The following is a 15,076-nucleotide window of genomic DNA, read 5'->3' on the forward strand; positions in this document are numbered from 1 at the left end:
GATGAATACCGCTTATATAAAACATGATTTTTATAATCAAGTTAAATGCCATGTCATGATTCCATTCGGTGGCCTGCTTTATATGCGTTTTGCTGTGATAGTTTATGCTAATAAAAACAATGCAGTATTGCGTTTGCTAATCTGCACGGAAAATGAAATCAGATTTCAATAATTGCGGATCATGGAAAATTATCCCTCTTGGAGAAGCATAAAACCGCTCCTATGATGTGGTTTTTAAACTGGTCAATGATCTCATGCTGCAAGTGCCCGCCTATATGCTCACAACCGGTCCGGTTCCTGCCTATCCGGAAGTTCTTCGGGCATTAGGGCACCCGGTTTTGTATGATTATACCGATGCGTTTCAGGCATTTTATCAAAGCGTGGTAGAGAAGCTGGCGCAGGTCATGCGTACAACCAATAAGCCGGTCATCATGCAGGGCGAGGCTATTCTCGGCATTGAGGCGGCAGCTGCGGGTCTGATTTCCCGACAGGATGTGGTGCTTAATCTTGTCTCCGGTGTTTATGGCAAAGGCTTTGGCCCTTGGGCAGCGCGCTATGGCCGCGAAGTCATTGAACTGGCTGTGGATTATGATGATGTGATTGATCCGCAGGCCATAGAGGCAGTGCTTAAACAACGCCCTGACATCAGCATTATTGCCGTTTGCCATCACGATACACCTTCGGGCACGCTCAACCCGCTGGCAGAAATCGGTGGCATTGCCGCGCGTCACGGCGCTTATCTGATTGTGGATGCGGTCTCATCTTTTGGTGGCATGGATGTGCATCCGGAAGCTGTGCATGCGGATATTTTCATTACCTCTCCGTCCAAATGTCTGGGCAGTACGCCGGGGCTGACGCTCGCAGCAGTGAGTGATCGTGCATGGCAAAAAATGGCAGAGAACCCTGATGCGCCACGGGCATCGTTCCTGAGCCTTTTGGACTGGAAAGGGGCATGGCGTGCAGGCAATGCTTTTCCGGTAACGCCGTCCGTTGCAGAAATTTATGCTCTTAACGCAGCACTTGATCTTTATCTGGCGGAAGGCGCTGCAAATGTCTGGGCGCGTCATGCGCAAACGGCGCAAATTGCCCGTGAAGGTGTCAAAGCACTGGGGCTGGAATTATGGCCGCGTCAGGAAGCTACTGCGGCACCGACTGCGACAGTGTTCAAAGTGCCGGATGGCATCAGCGATGTGGCTTTGCGCGATCTGATGCTGCGTGATTATGATGTGCTGGTGTCGCTGGGTCGCAAGGATACGGCGGGTAAGGTTTTGCGTATCGGTCATATGGGGGCATCAGCGCAATCGGAATTCGCGGCAAAAGCTGTTGAAGCTTTGGCCGGTGCATTGAAGAAGCTTGGGGTTATTGCGGATTAATCCGTGACAGAGGGACAGGGTATTATGACAAGATTAACGCTTAATCGACGCGCTCTGCTGGCGGGAACTGCTGGTGCTGCGGCACTTTCTGTTTTGCCGCGTTTTGCCTTCGCACAGGCAGCTGAAAAGCAGGCCTCCGTTGAGCCTGTGCGCGGTGGGCGTCTGCTGGTCGCGGCAGATAGCGAACCGGCCAATCTCAATCCGGCAATTGTGGCCTCTAATGGTGTGTTTTTTGTTGCCAGCAAAGTTATCGAGACTTTGGCCGAGCAGGCCTATGTCGATGCTCAGCATCCGGACGGCTTGAAGCCGCTGCTGGCCACCAGTTGGGAAGGCGCGGCAGACGGGTTGTCGGCCACGTTCAAACTGCGCGAAGGTGTGACATGGCATGACGGCAAGCCGTTCACCTCTGCTGATGTGGCTTTTTCGGCGCTGGAAGTCTGGAAGAAACTGCAAAATCTCGGCCGCTCGGTTTTCAAAAATCTGGAAAGCGTTGAGACACCGGATGAGCATACAGCTGTCTTCCGCTTCTCAGAACCGACACCGTTTCAGCTGATCCGTAATGCGCTGCCGGTGGTGACTTCAGTGCTGTCGAAACATCTTTATGAAGGCACAGAGATTGCGAAAAACCCTGCTAATGAGAAACTGGTGGGCACGGGGCCGTTTGTCTATGGCGATCACAAACCGGGTGAATATTACCTGCTGAAGCGCAATGAAAATTATTGGGACAAACAAGCACCTGCATTGGATGAGATTATCTATCAGGTGCTGCCGGATCGTGCTTCTGCGGGCAATGCGCTGGAAGCCGATCAGATTCAGCTGGCCGCTTTCTCTGCCGTGCCGCTGGCGGATCTGGAACGAATTTCCAAAGTGCCGGGGCTGAAAGTCTATGCCAATGGTTATGAGGCACTGACCTATCAGCTCAGCGTGGAACTTAATCATCGCCGCAAGGAACTGGCTGACCTTAAAGTGCGCCAAGCTATTGCCCATGCGATTGACAAGGATTTTGTGGTTAAGACGATTTTCCTCGGCTATGCCAAACCGGCGACAGGGCCGGTGCCTGCCTTTGACAAGGTGTTTTATGCGCCGGATACGCAGCAATATGTTTTTGATATTGCCAAGGCTGAAAGCTTGTTGGATGAGGCCGGTTATAAGAAGGGCGCTGACGGTTTTCGCTTTAAGCTGAAGCTGCTGCCTGCACCATTCTTCAATGAGACCAAGCAATTCGGTGATTATCTGCGTCAGGCTCTGGTGAAAATCGGCATTGATGCGGTGATCGTTGCCAATGATTCACCGGCACATCTCAAAGCGGTCTACACCGATCATGATTTTGATATTGCCGTGGCCATGCCGGTTTACCGCTCTGATCCGGCGATCTCGACGACAGTGCTGTTTCAGAGTGGATTACCTGCCGGTGCGCCATTCACCAATCAATATGGCTATAAGAATGATGCGGTCGATGTACTGATCGCTAAAGGTGCGGTGACGCTTGATGATAAGGTGCGTGCAGGCATTTATCAGGATTTGCAGCGTCTGGTTGCGGAAGACCTGCCGCTGATTAATGTTGCGGATTTCTCGTTCATTACGGTTGCCAGTGAGCGCGTGCAGAATGTTTCGGATAATCCGCGCTGGGCGGTTTCCGGCTGGGCGAATACCGGTTTGCAAGAGTAAGTATCAGTGCCGTTTCTCCTCCGCCGTCTTGCCAGTATCCTTCCGGTTCTGGGTATTGTTCTGGTGGGTAGCTTCCTTATTCTGGAAGCTACCCCCGGTGATGCTGTGGATGCTTATGTGGCGCAGATGGGCGGGGCGGATGCGCAGCAGCTTGAAGCTTTGCGCCAGTCATGGGGGCTGGATCAGGGGCCGTTGCAGCGGTTTTTTGCTTATGTCACGGCGCTGTTCTCCGGTGATTTCGGCTGGTCTTCGGCCTTTCAGCGTCCGGTGCTGGATGTCATTCTGGAGCGGCTTCCGGCAACATTATTGCTGATGGGGGTATCGACATTTCTGGCATTTTTTGCCGGTTCTCTGCTCGGTGTCGTGGCCGGGGCCAAACCGCATTCCAAGCGTGACCGGTTCTTGTCGTTGACCTCACTGGCGCTTTATGCCGTGCCGGGTTTCTGGTTGGGCTTGGTGCTGATTGTGGTCTTTGGCGTGTCATTGCGCTGGTTGCCAATCGGCGGGCTGGAAACCATTGCGTCCGGCAAAACAGGGTTGGCAAGAGCGGCGGATATCAGCCGACATCTGATCCTGCCGATTGCTGCTCTTTCCAGCGTCTATCTCACGCTCTATCTGCGGCTGATGCGGGATCGTATGGCCGATCTGCATCAGGAAATGTTTGTGCAGGCGCTTAAAGCACGGGGTATTTCTTCACGCCGGATCATCTGGCGGCACATTGCCCGCAATGCCGTGTTGCCTGTGCTGACAATGTTAGGCTTACAGGCTGGTGTGATGCTCGGCGGCAGTGTGGTGATTGAGAGTGTCTTTGCTATTCCAGGCTTTGGACGTCTCGCGGCAGAGGCCGTTGCCAAGCGCGATACGGCCTTGCTGCTTGGTGTTATTCTGTTTGGTGCTGTTGCAGTGATTATCGCCAATCTGCTGGTTGATCTGGCCTATGCGAGGCTTGATCCGCGGGTGCGGAGCCAGCGCCAATGAAGTTTTTCCAGACTTTAGACAGACAGGGCAAGGCCGGTATTGGCCTTCTTATACTTCTGGGTCTGATGGCGCTGTCTGCACCATTGCTGTTTGCCGGTGATCCGCTGGCGATCGCCGGAGAACCGCTCATCCGGCCATTCACAGATCATGCCCATTGGCTGGGCACAGACCGGCTGGGACGTGATGTGCTGGCGGGACTGTTTCATGGCGCACGGACGACTTTGCTGGTGGCGCTGAGTTCAGCAGCCGCTGCATTGATTGCCGGTAGTCTGATTGGTACATTAGCGGGTTTTCTTGGCGGCTTTGCCGATAATGTTTTGATGCGGATCACTGAAGCGTTTCAAACTGTGCCGGGCTTTTTGCTGGCGCTGGCGATGATCAATGTTCTGGGGCCAAGCATTCCGACACTGATTATTGCAATCAGCATTGGCAGCTGGACACAGGCTGCGCGAGTGACGCGGGCGGAAGTGCTGTCCTTACGTGAGCGCGATTTCGTTGCCGCTGCCCGCACTTTGGGGCAGGGGCCGTTCTCCATTGCTTTTCGGGAAATCCTGCCCAATGCCTTCGGGCCAGCGGCTTCGCTGGCAGCCGTTTCGGTTGCAGCGGCTATTCTGATTGAAGCCTCACTGGCATTCCTGGGCTTTGGCGATCCGAACAGCGTGACATGGGGCACGATGATTGCCGAAGGACGCAGCGTATTGCGCTCAGCGCCTTATCTTTCAATCATTCCGGGGCTGGCATTGGTGGTGACTGTTCTTGCTGTGCATCTCACCGGACAGGCGCTGACGCGCCGCCCATCATCAGTGAGGGAGCGCAGCAATGTCTGAGGTCTTTCTTGTCGTACAGGATTTGACAGTTCGTTATGGTGTGCAGCAGGTGTTGTACCCTGTTAGTTTTGAACTAAGGCAAGGTGAAAGACTGGCACTGATCGGGGAGAGTGGTTCCGGTAAAACCACATTAGCCATGGCAATTGCAGGTCTCTTGCCTGCCAGTGCTAAGATTGCCGGTTCAATCCGCTTTCCGGCTTTAGCGCATGAGCCGCGTGCGGGGCGCGATATTGGTGTGGTGTTTCAGGATTCTGACGGCTCGCTTGATCCGATGATGCGGGTCGGCGACCAAATTGCGGAAGTGATTGTCACGCATCTCAAAACCTCTTGGGACAAGGCGCGTCAAAGAGCGGCGGAATTGATGCAACAGGTGCAGATACCGGATAGTCAGCACCGATTACGTGAGTTTCCGCATGAGTTCTCCGGCGGGCAGAAACAGCGTATTGTCATTGCCGCAGCTTTGGCCGCACAGCCGCAATTACTGATCGCAGACGAGCCGACCAGTGCGCTGGATACGGTGGTGCAAAATCATGTAGCGAAATTACTCGATGGTCTGGTGCGGGCACAAAGGCTGACAATGTTGTTTGTGACCCATGATATCGCGCTGGCCTCACAACTGGCTGATAGGATTGCCGTGCTTTATCGCGGGCAGATAGTGGAAATCGGCACGGCTGAACAAGTGATAACCGCGCCGCAGCATGATTATACCAAAGCCTTGCTGGCAACCCATGTTGGGCTGGATTGGGTGAAACAACCGCGTCTACCTGAGATTGACGGTGTGTTATGAAAGAGGTTTTGCAGATTGCCGGTCTCAACAAGGCCTTTGGCAAAGATCCGTCAAAAGGCTTGAAGAATATCAACTTGACGCTCCGTGCCGGTGAGACATTAGCGCTGGTCGGGCGTTCAGGCTCCGGCAAAAGCACTTTGGCGCGATTGATTATGCGGCTGAATGAGCCGGATAGCGGCAAGGTTATTCTCAACGGTACTGATATTACAATTCTTCACGGCAGTGCGCTGCGGGAAAAACGGGCTGCGTTCCAGATGGTGTTTCAGGACCCTTTAGCGGCTTTCAATCCCCGCCATACGATCAGCCGGATTTTGCAGGTGCCGCTGACTTTGCATGGTAGTCAACAGAACATCAAGCAGCAAATTGCCGAGGTGCTGCAACGGGTTGGGTTAACTGCGGAGATGGCTGATCGCTACCCGCGTGAACTCTCCGGTGGTCAGCGCCAGCGTGTGGCAATTGCCCGTGCGATTTTGTGCAAGCCTGATCTGATTGTGCTGGATGAGCCGGTCTCGGCGCTGGACGTATCCGTGCGTGCGAAAATCCTTAATCTCCTCGCCGATTTACAGCAGGAAAGCGGCATCGCCTATCTGTTTATCTCGCATGATCTGGCGCTGGTGCGGGCTTTTTGTAACCGCATGATCGTGCTGCATGAGGGCGAGATCGTCGAGCAGGGCGTGCCGGATGACGTGCTGCAAAACCCGCAGACAGAACCGACACGGCAACTGGTCGATGCCGTGCCGAAACTGGCGTTTGAGGCTTTACGGTTTTAATGCCTGATACAATGCCGTGTAGTGCTGATAGGCAGCCTCATAAGCCGCATGATGTTTCTTATCAGGCTCAATGGTTTTGATAATCTGCGGTGCGGTGCAAATAGCCAGCGCATCGGCCTTTTCAGCAGCAATTAATCCAAGACGCGCAGCTCCGAAAGCCGCGCCGAAATCACCGTCGGCAGGCAGGTGAACCGGCATATTCAGAGCGGTGGCCAGCGCTTTCAGCCAATAGGTCGAGCGCGAGCCGCCGCCGATAGCCATGACACTTTCAAGTTTCGTACCGGCTTTTGCCAGAGCTTCCAGATTGTCGCGGAAGGCAAAAGCCACGCCTTCAAGCACGGCTTGAGTGAGCGCCACACGATTGTCGCTATGGCTGAGCCCTGTGAAACTGCCGCGGATCAGGCTGTCATTATGCGGAGTACGTTCGCCGGAAAGATAAGGTAGGAAGGTCACTCCTGAAGGCGCCTGCAGGTCATCGCCGAGTTCCTGCGTCAGCGCTGCAGCCTCATGACCGGTGATGGTGCTGTACCAGTTCAGGGCATCGGTTGCCGAGAGGATAACGCCCATCTGGTGCCATGTTTGCGGAAGAGCATGGCAGAACGCATGAACGGCACTGTCAGGACGCGGCAGAAAACTGTCATTTGCGGCAAATAACACACCGGATGTGCCGAGCGAGGCAAAAGCCTGCCCGGCATTCACTGTGCCGATACCACAGGCGGAGGCCGCATTATCTCCGGCACCACCAGCAACTGCTACATTCGGTGCCATGCCCCATTGCCGGTACAGCTCTGCGCGCAATGTGCCGGAGACATCTGTGCCTTCGACAAGGCGCGGCATCCGGCTTTCATCAAGCCCTGTTGCGGCCAGCAGGCTTGGGGACCATTTGCGTTGTGCCACATCCAGCCATGATGTGCCGGAAGCGTCGGACATTTCGCTGACATGTTCGCCGGTCAGCCACAGACGCAGATAATCTTTCGGCAGCAGGATCTTTTTAATGCGGGCAAAAATCTCCGGTTCATTGTCCTTCACCCAGAGCAATTTCGGCGCGGTAAAACCCGGAAAGACAATATTGCCGGTCAGGGCGCGAAATAGCGGATCAGAATCCAGTCGTGCGGCTTGGGCGTGGCTGCGTGTATCATTCCAGAGAATGGCGGGGCGCAGCACTTGATCCTGCGCGTCCAGCAGAACTGCGCCATGCATCTGGCCGGAAAGCCCGATGCCACGCACATTTTTGAATGCAGCTCCATGCTCTGTTTTTAATTGGGTAATGGCTGTTTCTGCAGCCTTTATCCAGTCTTGCGGTTGTTGCTCAGACCAGCTTTGATGCGGGCGCGAAACATGAATCTCTGTATGGGCAGAGGCGATAATCGTTTGGTTTTCATCAATCAGCAGTGCTTTAAGGCCGGACGTGCCGAGGTCGAGACCGAGATAAAATGCCATGCTGTTGATCCTGTGAGTGGAATTATGAACAGGCCGCAGCTAACGACAGAAATTTATCGCAAGCAATAGTTTTTATTCTTCAGTGAGCGACATGCTTTCAATGGAGAATTCCATGCGATCTGCCGCAAAGCGTGTTGCTGAATATTCCACCGGCACGCCATTGGTATCGACATTGACCGACTGTGCCGTGAGTACAATTGCGCCCGGTGTGAGCTTCAGGTGTAACAGATCCTGTCCGTTGGCATGCTGAGCGGAAATCAGTGTGGATTTGCGGAAATAATCCTCAACGCCGGATTGTTTCAACGCCTGTGTAACCGAGCCGCTGGCTTTGTAAAATTCATCAAATTGCGGAAAGCGCTGTTGGTCAAACCAGCTGTCAGACATGGAAACCGGCTGGCCATCGGCAATAGACAGGGTTTCAAAATAATGCACTTGCGCATTCTCATCACTGAGTTGCAAAGCATGGGCGACCTCGGCTGAGGGTTTTTCAATCCTGTGTGAGAGGATGATCCGCTCCTGTTGTGTGATCTGCTCTGCCAGACTGGTGGACATGCGCGTGCGCTTGCTGATGGGATAGGTCAGGCGTTTGGCATTGGCGATAAAAGTTCCGCGCCCTTGCTCTGCCCGTAAAACGCCTTCCTGTGTCAGTGCCGCAATCGCACTGCGCACCGTATGGCGGTTGACGCCAAAGCGGGCAGCCAGTGTCATTTCCGGCGGCAGCTTCTCGCCGCGCTTGAAATGCCCGTGTTTAATTTCCCCGCGAATTTCATCAGCGATCTGCCGCCACACAGCCACACCGCTGTTTCGGGCGATTTTTGTTGTCTCTGCCATTTAATTTGCCGCAGCCTCGCTGATTGTCATGCGCTTGTCACTAAGAGCGTTTAAGACAATAATTAATGTCTAGTTGTATAGATAAATAGACAATTTAGAGCGGTGTGTCAAATGAAGAATGAAACCGAAAAATCACAAGACGAGCGGCGCAAGGTTGCTGCTTTGCTGGCAAAGGCAGAATTGAAGGAGCTGGCTTTCTTCTGGAGTAATCAATCAGATCAGCCACAGGTCGATGTGCTGCGCGGCCCTGAAACCGGACTGGTGATGGTGCGCGGCCGTATCGGTGGCGGCGGAGCACCGTTCAATCTGGGCGAAACGACTGTAACCCGTGCGACTGTGCGTGTATCGTCCGGCACTTCCTCGGAAGGGCTGGTCGGTCACTCCTATGCGCTCGGTCGCGATCATGAAAAAGCACGTCTGGCAGCGATTGCCGATGCTTTGTGGCAAGCACCGCAGAGCCGTGAGACCGTCGAGCGCGATCTGTTGCAGAAAATTGCGCAACGTCTTGATGCACGTAGCACCCAGCGTCGCCGTGAAGCGGCGGCAACGAAAGTGGACTTCTTCACCATGGTTCGGGGAGACGACTAATGGCTTTTGATAATCAGGCTTTTGAAGGTGGTTTCACCGATGCCGTTTATGATGCGCAGACCTGTTTCCGCGCATTGATGGATGCGCTTGCCAATCCGGGCACGATCCAGCCACTGACAGCAGAAACGCAGCCGCCATTGCCGCTAACGCCGGAGCTTGGTGCTATTGCGCAGGCATTGTTTGACCATGATACCAAGGTTTGGCTCGACAGTCGTTTGGCTGCAAGCAGCGCCGTGCGTGAATGGCTCGCATTCCAGACCGGCTTTGAGCTGGTTTCCGAAGTTGGTGAGGCGAATTTTGCGCTGGTCAGCGATGTTACCCACATGCCGCCGCTGGATGTTTTTGCCAAAGGCACGTCGGAATATCCGGATCGCTCGGCCACTATCGTCATGGCAGTTGAAGGTTTCGAGGGCGCACAGACCTTGCAGCTGCAGGGGCCTGGCATTGAGCATGTCCGTGACTTTGCACCAAGTGCTTTGCCGGTACGTTTCAATGAACAATGGGCGGCCAATGCTGCCTTGTTCCCGCGTGGTGTGGATCTGGTTTTTGCAGCGCCTAAAACCGTTGCCGCACTGCCGCGCAGTACCAAACTTATCAAAAACGGAAATTGAACCATGTATGTTGCAGTTAAAGGCGGTGAAGCCGCTATTCAAAATGCACATCAGTTGCTGGGTGATCGCCGTCGTGGTGACCGTACAGTGCCGGCATTGCAGCTTGAGCAGATCGTGGAGCAGCTGGGTCTGGCTGTTGACCGTGCTATGGCCGAGGGTGCGCTTTATGACCGTGAGCTGGCAGCGCTGGCAATTCGTCAGTCGCGCGGTGATCTGATCGAAGCGATTTTTCTGGTGCGCGCCTATCGCACAACCCTGCCACGTTTCGGCTATTCCGAGCCTCTTGATACAGCGCAGATGCTGACCGAGCGTCGTATCTCCGCAACCTTTAAAGACTTGCCGGGTGGCCAGCTTTTGGGGCCGACTTTCGACTATACCCATCGCCTGCTTGATCCTGAAATGGCCGGAGATCATCCGGTGGCGCAAGGTATACAGCGCGATGATGAGACGACTGGTGAGCACATGCCGCGTGTGACCGATATTCTCGGTGCCAATGGCATGATCGAGCCGGATGGCGAAATGCCGGAGGGCCATGTGCCGGGCGATCTGACCCGTGAGCCGTGGACATTCCCGATGGAACGCGATCTGCGTTTGCAGGCTTTGGCGCGTGGCGACGAAGGTTTTCTGCTGGCGCTTGGCTATTCCACACAGCGCGGTTATGGCCGTACACATCCTTTTGTTGGTGAAATTCGTATCGGTGAAGTTGAAGTTGAGCTGGATGTGCCGGAACTCGGCGGGGTGGTATCGCTGGGCGCAGTGCAGGTGACTGAGTGCCAGATGGTCAACCAGTTTGCCGGTTCTGCTACCCGCCCGCCGCAATTCACCCGTGGTTATGGTCTGGTTTTCGGCCAAAGCGAGCGCAAGGCGATGTCGATGTCGCTCTGTGATCGTGCATTGCGCAGCGAAGAATTTGAAGAAGACATTACCGCTCCGGCACAGGATGAGGAATTTGTGATTTCCCATTCCGACAATGTGCAGGCGACCGGTTTCGTCGAACATCTCAAACTGCCGCATTATGTAGATTTTCAGGCCGAGCTTGATCTGATCCGCCGCATGCGTGCCGAATATGCCAGCCACAACACTGTCCAGAAAGATGAACAGAAGGAAGCCGCAGAATGAGTGTTCTGATGCAGTATAATTTTGCTTATCTTGATGAGCAGACCAAGCGGATGATCCGCCGCGCATTGCTTAAAGCGATTGCAGTGCCGGGTTATCAGGTACCTTTTGCAAGCCGCGAAATGCCGATGCCTTATGGCTGGGGAACCGGCGGTGTGCAGGTAACCGCTGCGGTGCTGGGCGCTGATGATACGCTGAAAGTGATCGATCAGGGTGCGGATGATACCACCAATGCCGTGTCGATCCGTGCATTCTTTGAAAAGACGGCGCAGGTTAAAGTGACGACCCGCACTGAAGATGCAACCATCATCCAGACTCGTCACCGTATTCCGGAAGCACCGCTCAAAGAAGGCCAAATCCTTGTCTATCAGGTGCCAATCCCTGAGCCGCTGCGCTTTCTGGAGCCGCGCGAGACCGAAACCCGCAAAATGCATGCGCTGGAAGAATATGGCCTGATGCATGTCAAACTCTACGAGGATATTGCCCGCCACGGCCATATCGCCACGACCTATGCCTATCCTGTGAAAGTCGAAGACCGTTATGTGATGGACCCTTCACCGACGCCGAAATTCGACAATCCTAAAATGCATATGTCACCGGCTTTGCAGCTGTTTGGTGCAGGGCGCGAGAAGCGTATTTACGCTCTGCCGCCTTACACCAAAGTGGTGAGCCTCGATTTTGAAGATCATCCGTTTGAGGTGCAGAAATTCGCCCAGCCTTGCGCTATGTGCGGTGCCAAGGGCGTCTATCTCGACGAAGTGGTGCTGGATGACAAGGGCGGCAGCATGTTTGTCTGCTCCGATACCGATTATTGCGAAACACGACAGGCCGATGGTCATGTCGGACACTTGTCTGCAAATAATAAAGATATCGAACAAGTGTCCTCAAGTCTGGAGGCAGCCCAATGAGCGCTATAAATCATGATACGCCTTTGCTGCGTGTAAACGGACTGTCGAAATTCTATGGCAATCGTCTTGGTTGCAGCAATGTGTCCTTTGAGCTTTATCCGGGTGAAGTGCTGGCGATTGTCGGCGAGAGCGGCTCCGGTAAAACCACCTTGCTCAACTGTCTCGCCACGCGTTTGCAGCCTTCTGTCGGCGCCGTGGAATACCGGATGCGTGACGGCCAGTTCCGTGATCTCTATCGCATGAGTGAGGCCGAGCGTCGCTTCCTGATGCGTACCGACTGGGGCTTTGTGCACCAGAACCCTTCTGACGGTTTGCGTATGACTGTTTCTGCCGGTGCCAATGTCGGCGAGCGTCTGATGGCTGTCGGTGACCGCCATTACGGCAAAATCCGTGAGACAGCGACCGACTGGCTTGGCCGTGTGGAAATTTCCGCCGACCGTATTGATGATCAGCCGCGTGCATTCTCCGGCGGTATGCGCCAGCGTTTGCAGATTGCCCGCAATCTGGTGACTGCACCACGCCTGATTTTCATGGATGAGCCGACCGGTGGTCTGGACGTATCTGTGCAGGCACGTTTGCTCGATCTGTTGCGCGGTCTGGTGGCTGATCTCGGTCTGGCAGCGATTGTCGTAACCCACGATCTGGCTGTGGCTCGTCTGTTGTCGCATCGCATGATGGTGATGAAAGACGGCCATATCATTGAGGCCGGTCTGACTGACCGCGTGCTGGATGATCCGCAGGCACCTTATACGCAGCTGCTCGTTTCCTCGATTTTGCAGGTTTAATCATGACTATGCCCCTTATTGTTTCGGAAGTGGCAAAGAGCTTCACCATGCATTTGCAGGGCGGTATCGCGCTGCCGGTGGTGACGAATGTATTCTTTGCGCTGAAAGCCGGTGAATGTGCTGTGCTCGGTGGCCCGTCCGGTGCCGGTAAAAGCTCGATCCTGAAAATGGTCTATGGCAATTATGCCGTGGACGAAGGCCAGATCATTCTTCGCCATCACGGCAAACAGATTGATATTGCCTCGGCTGATCCGCGCACGGTTATGGCTGTACGCCGCGATACGATTGGTTATGTCAGCCAGTTTTTGCGTACTGTGCCGCGTGTCAGTGCATTAAATGTGGTGGCCGATCCGTTATTTGCCCGTGGTGTTGATCGCGAGCAGGCGCAGGACAAAGCCCGTGAATTGCTGGCAATGCTTAACCTGCCGCAGCGCCTGTGGGATCTGCCGCCTGCCACTTTCTCTGGCGGTGAACAGCAGCGTGTGAATATTGCCCGTGGCTTTATCACTGATCATCCGGTGTTGTTGCTCGATGAGCCGACTGCTTCGCTCGATGCCAAAAACCGTGAAGTTGTTATGGAATTGATCCGTCGCAAAAAAACAGAGGGCGTGGCGATGCTTGGCATTTTCCATGACGAAGATGTGCGCGAAGCCGTGGCTGACCGTATTATCGACGTGACGGAATTTGCTCCGGGTTATGTACGTCAGGGAGCGGACGCATGACCAGATTGTCAGAGCAGCCGTTCATCCATGTAGACACGGAAATTTCCGACAGCACATTCGGCCGCTATACGGAAATTGGTACCCGCTGCCGTATCTCTGAAACGGAAATAGGCGACTATTCCTATATTGAGCGCGACGGCATGGTCTGGTGTGCCAAGATCGGTAAATTTGCGAATATCGCAGCATCAGTGCGTATCAATGCCACCAATCATCCGATGTGGCGCGCAACGCTCCATCACTTCACCTATCGCGCCAATGATTACTGGCCGGATGCCGAGCAGGAGGCAGATTTCTTTGAATGGCGCCGCGCTCATGAAGTGACCATTGGGCATGATACATGGTTGGGACATGGCGTGACTGTTTTGCCCGGTGTTAAAATCGGTAATGGTGCGGTCATCGGTTCCGGTGCGGTCGTTTCCAAAGACGTGGCTCCTTATACGATTGTCGGCGGCGTGCCTGCCAAACTCATTCGTCAGCGTTTTTCAGACAGTATTGTTGAGCGTCTGGAGGCACTCGCATGGTGGGACTGGGATCATCAGCGCCTGCGTGATGCACTGGATGACTTCCGCAAACTTGAAATTGAAGCTTTCCTTGAAAAGTACGGCGGCTGATAGCCAAGCCGCTGAATTCAATAGTAGAACAGAGCCGCCGGAATTTCCGGCGGCTTTTTTGTCAAAAATCTGATTCAGAATTTTCATATAGATGTAATATAACTTACATTTTCGTTTCATATGACGCCCCTAATTTCGCATGGAAATTGATAGAGGGCGCTGATGCTGAAGCTTGAAAATGTAACCCGTCGTTTTGGCGGCAATACTGCGGTTGCAGATGTTAATCTGGAAATTCCGCAGGGCCAGATGGTGGGGATCATTGGCGCATCCGGTGCCGGTAAATCCACTTTGTTGCGTATGATTAATCGTCTGATTGATACATCGGACGGTTCTATCGTTTTCAAAGATCAGGACGTGTCACGTTTGCGTGGTTCCGAGCTGCGCCGCTGGCGCAGTGATTGCGCAATGATCTTCCAGCAGTTCAATCTGGTGCCGCGCCTCGATGTGCTGACCAATGTGCTGCTCGGCCGTCTTAATCAGCGTTCAACGGTCAAAAGCCTGATGGGTATTTTCTCCCGTGAAGAGCGCGCACAGGCTATCGCCAATATCGAGCGTCTGGACATTGTTAAAACCGCTTTGCAGCCAGCGGGCACACTTTCCGGTGGTCAGCAGCAGCGCGTGGCGATTGCCCGTGCGCTGATGCAGAACCCGAAAGTTATCCTCGCAGATGAACCGATTGCCTCGCTGGATCCGCGCAATGCGCAGGTGGTGATGAGCGCTCTGCGCGACATCAATAAGCGCGAAGGCCTGACGGTTATCACCAATCTTCACACGCTGGATACAGCGCGCACCTATTGCGACCGGATCATCGGTATGCAGGGCGGACGCGTTGTGTTCGATGGAACACCGGCTGAACTCACACAACTGGCAGCGCGCCGCATTTATGGTGCCGAAGCCGATGATGAAAGTTTCTCGGAAGCTGTGACTTCAACAGCTCTGGAGCAGCCTGCACCGGAAGCTCCGGTCAGCCCGCAAGTTGCACGACAGGTCGCAAAGCTCGTTGCAGACGCACAATAAACTAATCCCAACCAGAAACGATAATCGTTTAACAGGAGAATGGT

The 15,076-nt window shown here is 54.2% G+C and carries 17 protein-coding genes; 15 read left to right on the plus strand and 2 right to left on the minus strand.

Annotated elements, in window-relative coordinates; all coding sequences use genetic code 11:
* Position 1: 1 nt before the first annotated feature.
* Genes P8H26_RS03305 through P8H26_RS03335 form a run of 7 tightly spaced genes read left to right on the plus strand, consistent with a single transcriptional unit; the run spans position 2 to position 6,403 of the window.
* Positions 2-172, plus strand: a complete 171-nt coding sequence (locus P8H26_RS03305) for a hypothetical protein (protein WP_289631419.1) — start codon at positions 2-4, stop codon at positions 170-172.
* A gap of 55 nt (positions 173-227) precedes the next feature.
* Positions 228-1,373 carry a pyridoxamine--pyruvate transaminase gene (gene ppaT / locus P8H26_RS03310; protein ID WP_289631420.1) on the plus strand — a complete coding sequence of 382 codons (1,146 nt, stop codon included), beginning with the start codon at positions 228-230 and terminating at the stop codon, positions 1,371-1,373.
* A 24-nt stretch (positions 1,374-1,397) separates the two neighbouring features.
* Entirely contained in the window at positions 1,398-3,041 is a 1,644-nt protein-coding gene (locus P8H26_RS03315) for an ABC transporter substrate-binding protein (protein WP_289631421.1), read from the plus strand.
* A 6-nt stretch (positions 3,042-3,047) separates the two neighbouring features.
* Entirely contained in the window at positions 3,048-4,019 is a 972-nt protein-coding gene (locus P8H26_RS03320; RefSeq protein ID WP_289631422.1) for an ABC transporter permease, read from the plus strand.
* Positions 4,016-4,846, plus strand: a complete 831-nt coding sequence (locus P8H26_RS03325; protein WP_289631423.1) for an ABC transporter permease — start codon at positions 4,016-4,018, stop codon at positions 4,844-4,846. The genes P8H26_RS03320 and P8H26_RS03325 overlap by 4 nt, the downstream gene beginning before the upstream one ends.
* Positions 4,839-5,633, plus strand: coding sequence for an ABC transporter ATP-binding protein (locus P8H26_RS03330; protein ID WP_289631424.1), 795 nt, complete (start codon positions 4,839-4,841; stop codon positions 5,631-5,633). Before P8H26_RS03325 ends, P8H26_RS03330 begins: the two co-directional genes overlap by 8 nt.
* On the plus strand, positions 5,630-6,403 hold the full coding sequence (locus tag P8H26_RS03335) for an ABC transporter ATP-binding protein (RefSeq protein ID WP_289631425.1): 774 nt from the start codon (positions 5,630-5,632) through the stop codon (positions 6,401-6,403). The genes P8H26_RS03330 and P8H26_RS03335 overlap by 4 nt, the downstream gene beginning before the upstream one ends.
* Here P8H26_RS03335 and xylB read toward each other — a convergent pair.
* Together xylB and phnF are read right to left on the minus strand one after the other, a co-directional pair.
* Entirely contained in the window at positions 6,392-7,843 is a 1,452-nt protein-coding gene (gene xylB / locus P8H26_RS03340; protein WP_289631426.1) for a xylulokinase, read from the minus strand. The genes P8H26_RS03335 and xylB overlap by 12 nt on opposite strands.
* A gap of 72 nt (positions 7,844-7,915) precedes the next feature.
* Entirely contained in the window at positions 7,916-8,674 is a 759-nt protein-coding gene (gene phnF, locus P8H26_RS03345; protein WP_289631427.1) for a phosphonate metabolism transcriptional regulator PhnF, read from the minus strand.
* Positions 8,675-8,785: 111 nt separating this feature from the next.
* Here phnF and phnG point away from each other — a divergent pair, with 111 nt between their 5' ends.
* The 8 genes from phnG to phnC all read left to right on the plus strand — a co-directional run bounded on the left by phnG (position 8,786) and on the right by phnC (position 15,032).
* The gene (gene phnG, locus P8H26_RS03350; protein WP_289631428.1) at positions 8,786-9,262 is read left to right on the plus strand and encodes a phosphonate C-P lyase system protein PhnG; all 477 of its coding nucleotides are present in this window, start codon (positions 8,786-8,788) and stop codon (positions 9,260-9,262) included.
* A complete protein-coding gene (phnH, locus tag P8H26_RS03355) occupies positions 9,262-9,873 on the plus strand; it encodes a phosphonate C-P lyase system protein PhnH (RefSeq protein WP_289631429.1) in 612 nt (203 codons plus the stop codon). Before phnG ends, phnH begins: the two co-directional genes overlap by 1 nt.
* Positions 9,874-9,876: 3 nt before the next feature.
* A complete protein-coding gene (locus P8H26_RS03360; RefSeq protein WP_289631430.1) occupies positions 9,877-10,992 on the plus strand; it encodes a carbon-phosphorus lyase complex subunit PhnI in 1,116 nt (371 codons plus the stop codon).
* The gene (locus tag P8H26_RS03365; RefSeq protein WP_289631431.1) at positions 10,989-11,897 is read left to right on the plus strand and encodes an alpha-D-ribose 1-methylphosphonate 5-phosphate C-P-lyase PhnJ; all 909 of its coding nucleotides are present in this window, start codon (positions 10,989-10,991) and stop codon (positions 11,895-11,897) included. The genes P8H26_RS03360 and P8H26_RS03365 overlap by 4 nt, the downstream gene beginning before the upstream one ends.
* A complete protein-coding gene (gene phnK / locus P8H26_RS03370) occupies positions 11,894-12,682 on the plus strand; it encodes a phosphonate C-P lyase system protein PhnK (RefSeq protein WP_122009038.1) in 789 nt (262 codons plus the stop codon). The genes P8H26_RS03365 and phnK overlap by 4 nt, the downstream gene beginning before the upstream one ends.
* Before the next feature lie 2 nt (positions 12,683-12,684).
* The gene (gene phnL / locus P8H26_RS03375) at positions 12,685-13,404 is read left to right on the plus strand and encodes a phosphonate C-P lyase system protein PhnL (protein ID WP_213596339.1); all 720 of its coding nucleotides are present in this window, start codon (positions 12,685-12,687) and stop codon (positions 13,402-13,404) included.
* A complete protein-coding gene (locus P8H26_RS03380) occupies positions 13,401-14,015 on the plus strand; it encodes a DapH/DapD/GlmU-related protein (protein ID WP_289631432.1) in 615 nt (204 codons plus the stop codon). Before phnL ends, P8H26_RS03380 begins: the two co-directional genes overlap by 4 nt.
* 162 nt (positions 14,016-14,177) lie before the next feature.
* Positions 14,178-15,032: a phosphonate ABC transporter ATP-binding protein gene (gene phnC, locus P8H26_RS03385; RefSeq protein ID WP_220158965.1), complete on the plus strand. Its 855-nt coding sequence runs from the start codon at positions 14,178-14,180 to the stop codon at positions 15,030-15,032.
* The last annotated feature ends 44 nt before the right edge of the window (positions 15,033-15,076 follow it).

It is taken from the genome of Pseudochrobactrum sp. sp1633 (assembly GCF_030376605.1).
GTDB lineage: Bacteria > Pseudomonadota > Alphaproteobacteria > Rhizobiales > Rhizobiaceae > Pseudochrobactrum.

What these genes read in the sequence shown, in the direction of transcription:
- phnH (WP_289631429.1), top strand. Translation starts at nt 9,262, where the DNA reads ATGGCTTTTGATAATCAGGCTTTTGAAGGTGGTTTCACCGATGCCGTT.
- P8H26_RS03360 (WP_289631430.1), top strand. Translation starts at nt 9,877, where the DNA reads ATGTATGTTGCAGTTAAAGGCGGTGAAGCCGCTATTCAAAATGCACAT.
- P8H26_RS03365 (WP_289631431.1), top strand. Translation starts at nt 10,989, where the DNA reads ATGAGTGTTCTGATGCAGTATAATTTTGCTTATCTTGATGAGCAGACC.
- P8H26_RS03325 (WP_289631423.1), top strand. Translation starts at nt 4,016, where the DNA reads ATGAAGTTTTTCCAGACTTTAGACAGACAGGGCAAGGCCGGTATTGGC.
- P8H26_RS03380 (WP_289631432.1), top strand. Translation starts at nt 13,401, where the DNA reads ATGACCAGATTGTCAGAGCAGCCGTTCATCCATGTAGACACGGAAATT.
- P8H26_RS03330 (WP_289631424.1), top strand. Translation starts at nt 4,839, where the DNA reads ATGTCTGAGGTCTTTCTTGTCGTACAGGATTTGACAGTTCGTTATGGT.
- phnC (WP_220158965.1), top strand. Translation starts at nt 14,178, where the DNA reads ATGCTGAAGCTTGAAAATGTAACCCGTCGTTTTGGCGGCAATACTGCG.
- phnF (WP_289631427.1), bottom strand. Translation starts at nt 8,674, where the DNA reads ATGGCAGAGACAACAAAAATCGCCCGAAACAGCGGTGTGGCTGTGTGG.
- phnK (WP_122009038.1), top strand. Translation starts at nt 11,894, where the DNA reads ATGAGCGCTATAAATCATGATACGCCTTTGCTGCGTGTAAACGGACTG.
- xylB (WP_289631426.1), bottom strand. Translation starts at nt 7,843, where the DNA reads ATGGCATTTTATCTCGGTCTCGACCTCGGCACGTCCGGCCTTAAAGCA.
- P8H26_RS03305 (WP_289631419.1), top strand. Translation starts at nt 2, where the DNA reads ATGAATACCGCTTATATAAAACATGATTTTTATAATCAAGTTAAATGC.
- P8H26_RS03315 (WP_289631421.1), top strand. Translation starts at nt 1,398, where the DNA reads ATGACAAGATTAACGCTTAATCGACGCGCTCTGCTGGCGGGAACTGCT.
- P8H26_RS03335 (WP_289631425.1), top strand. Translation starts at nt 5,630, where the DNA reads ATGAAAGAGGTTTTGCAGATTGCCGGTCTCAACAAGGCCTTTGGCAAA.
- phnL (WP_213596339.1), top strand. Translation starts at nt 12,685, where the DNA reads ATGACTATGCCCCTTATTGTTTCGGAAGTGGCAAAGAGCTTCACCATG.
- phnG (WP_289631428.1), top strand. Translation starts at nt 8,786, where the DNA reads ATGAAGAATGAAACCGAAAAATCACAAGACGAGCGGCGCAAGGTTGCT.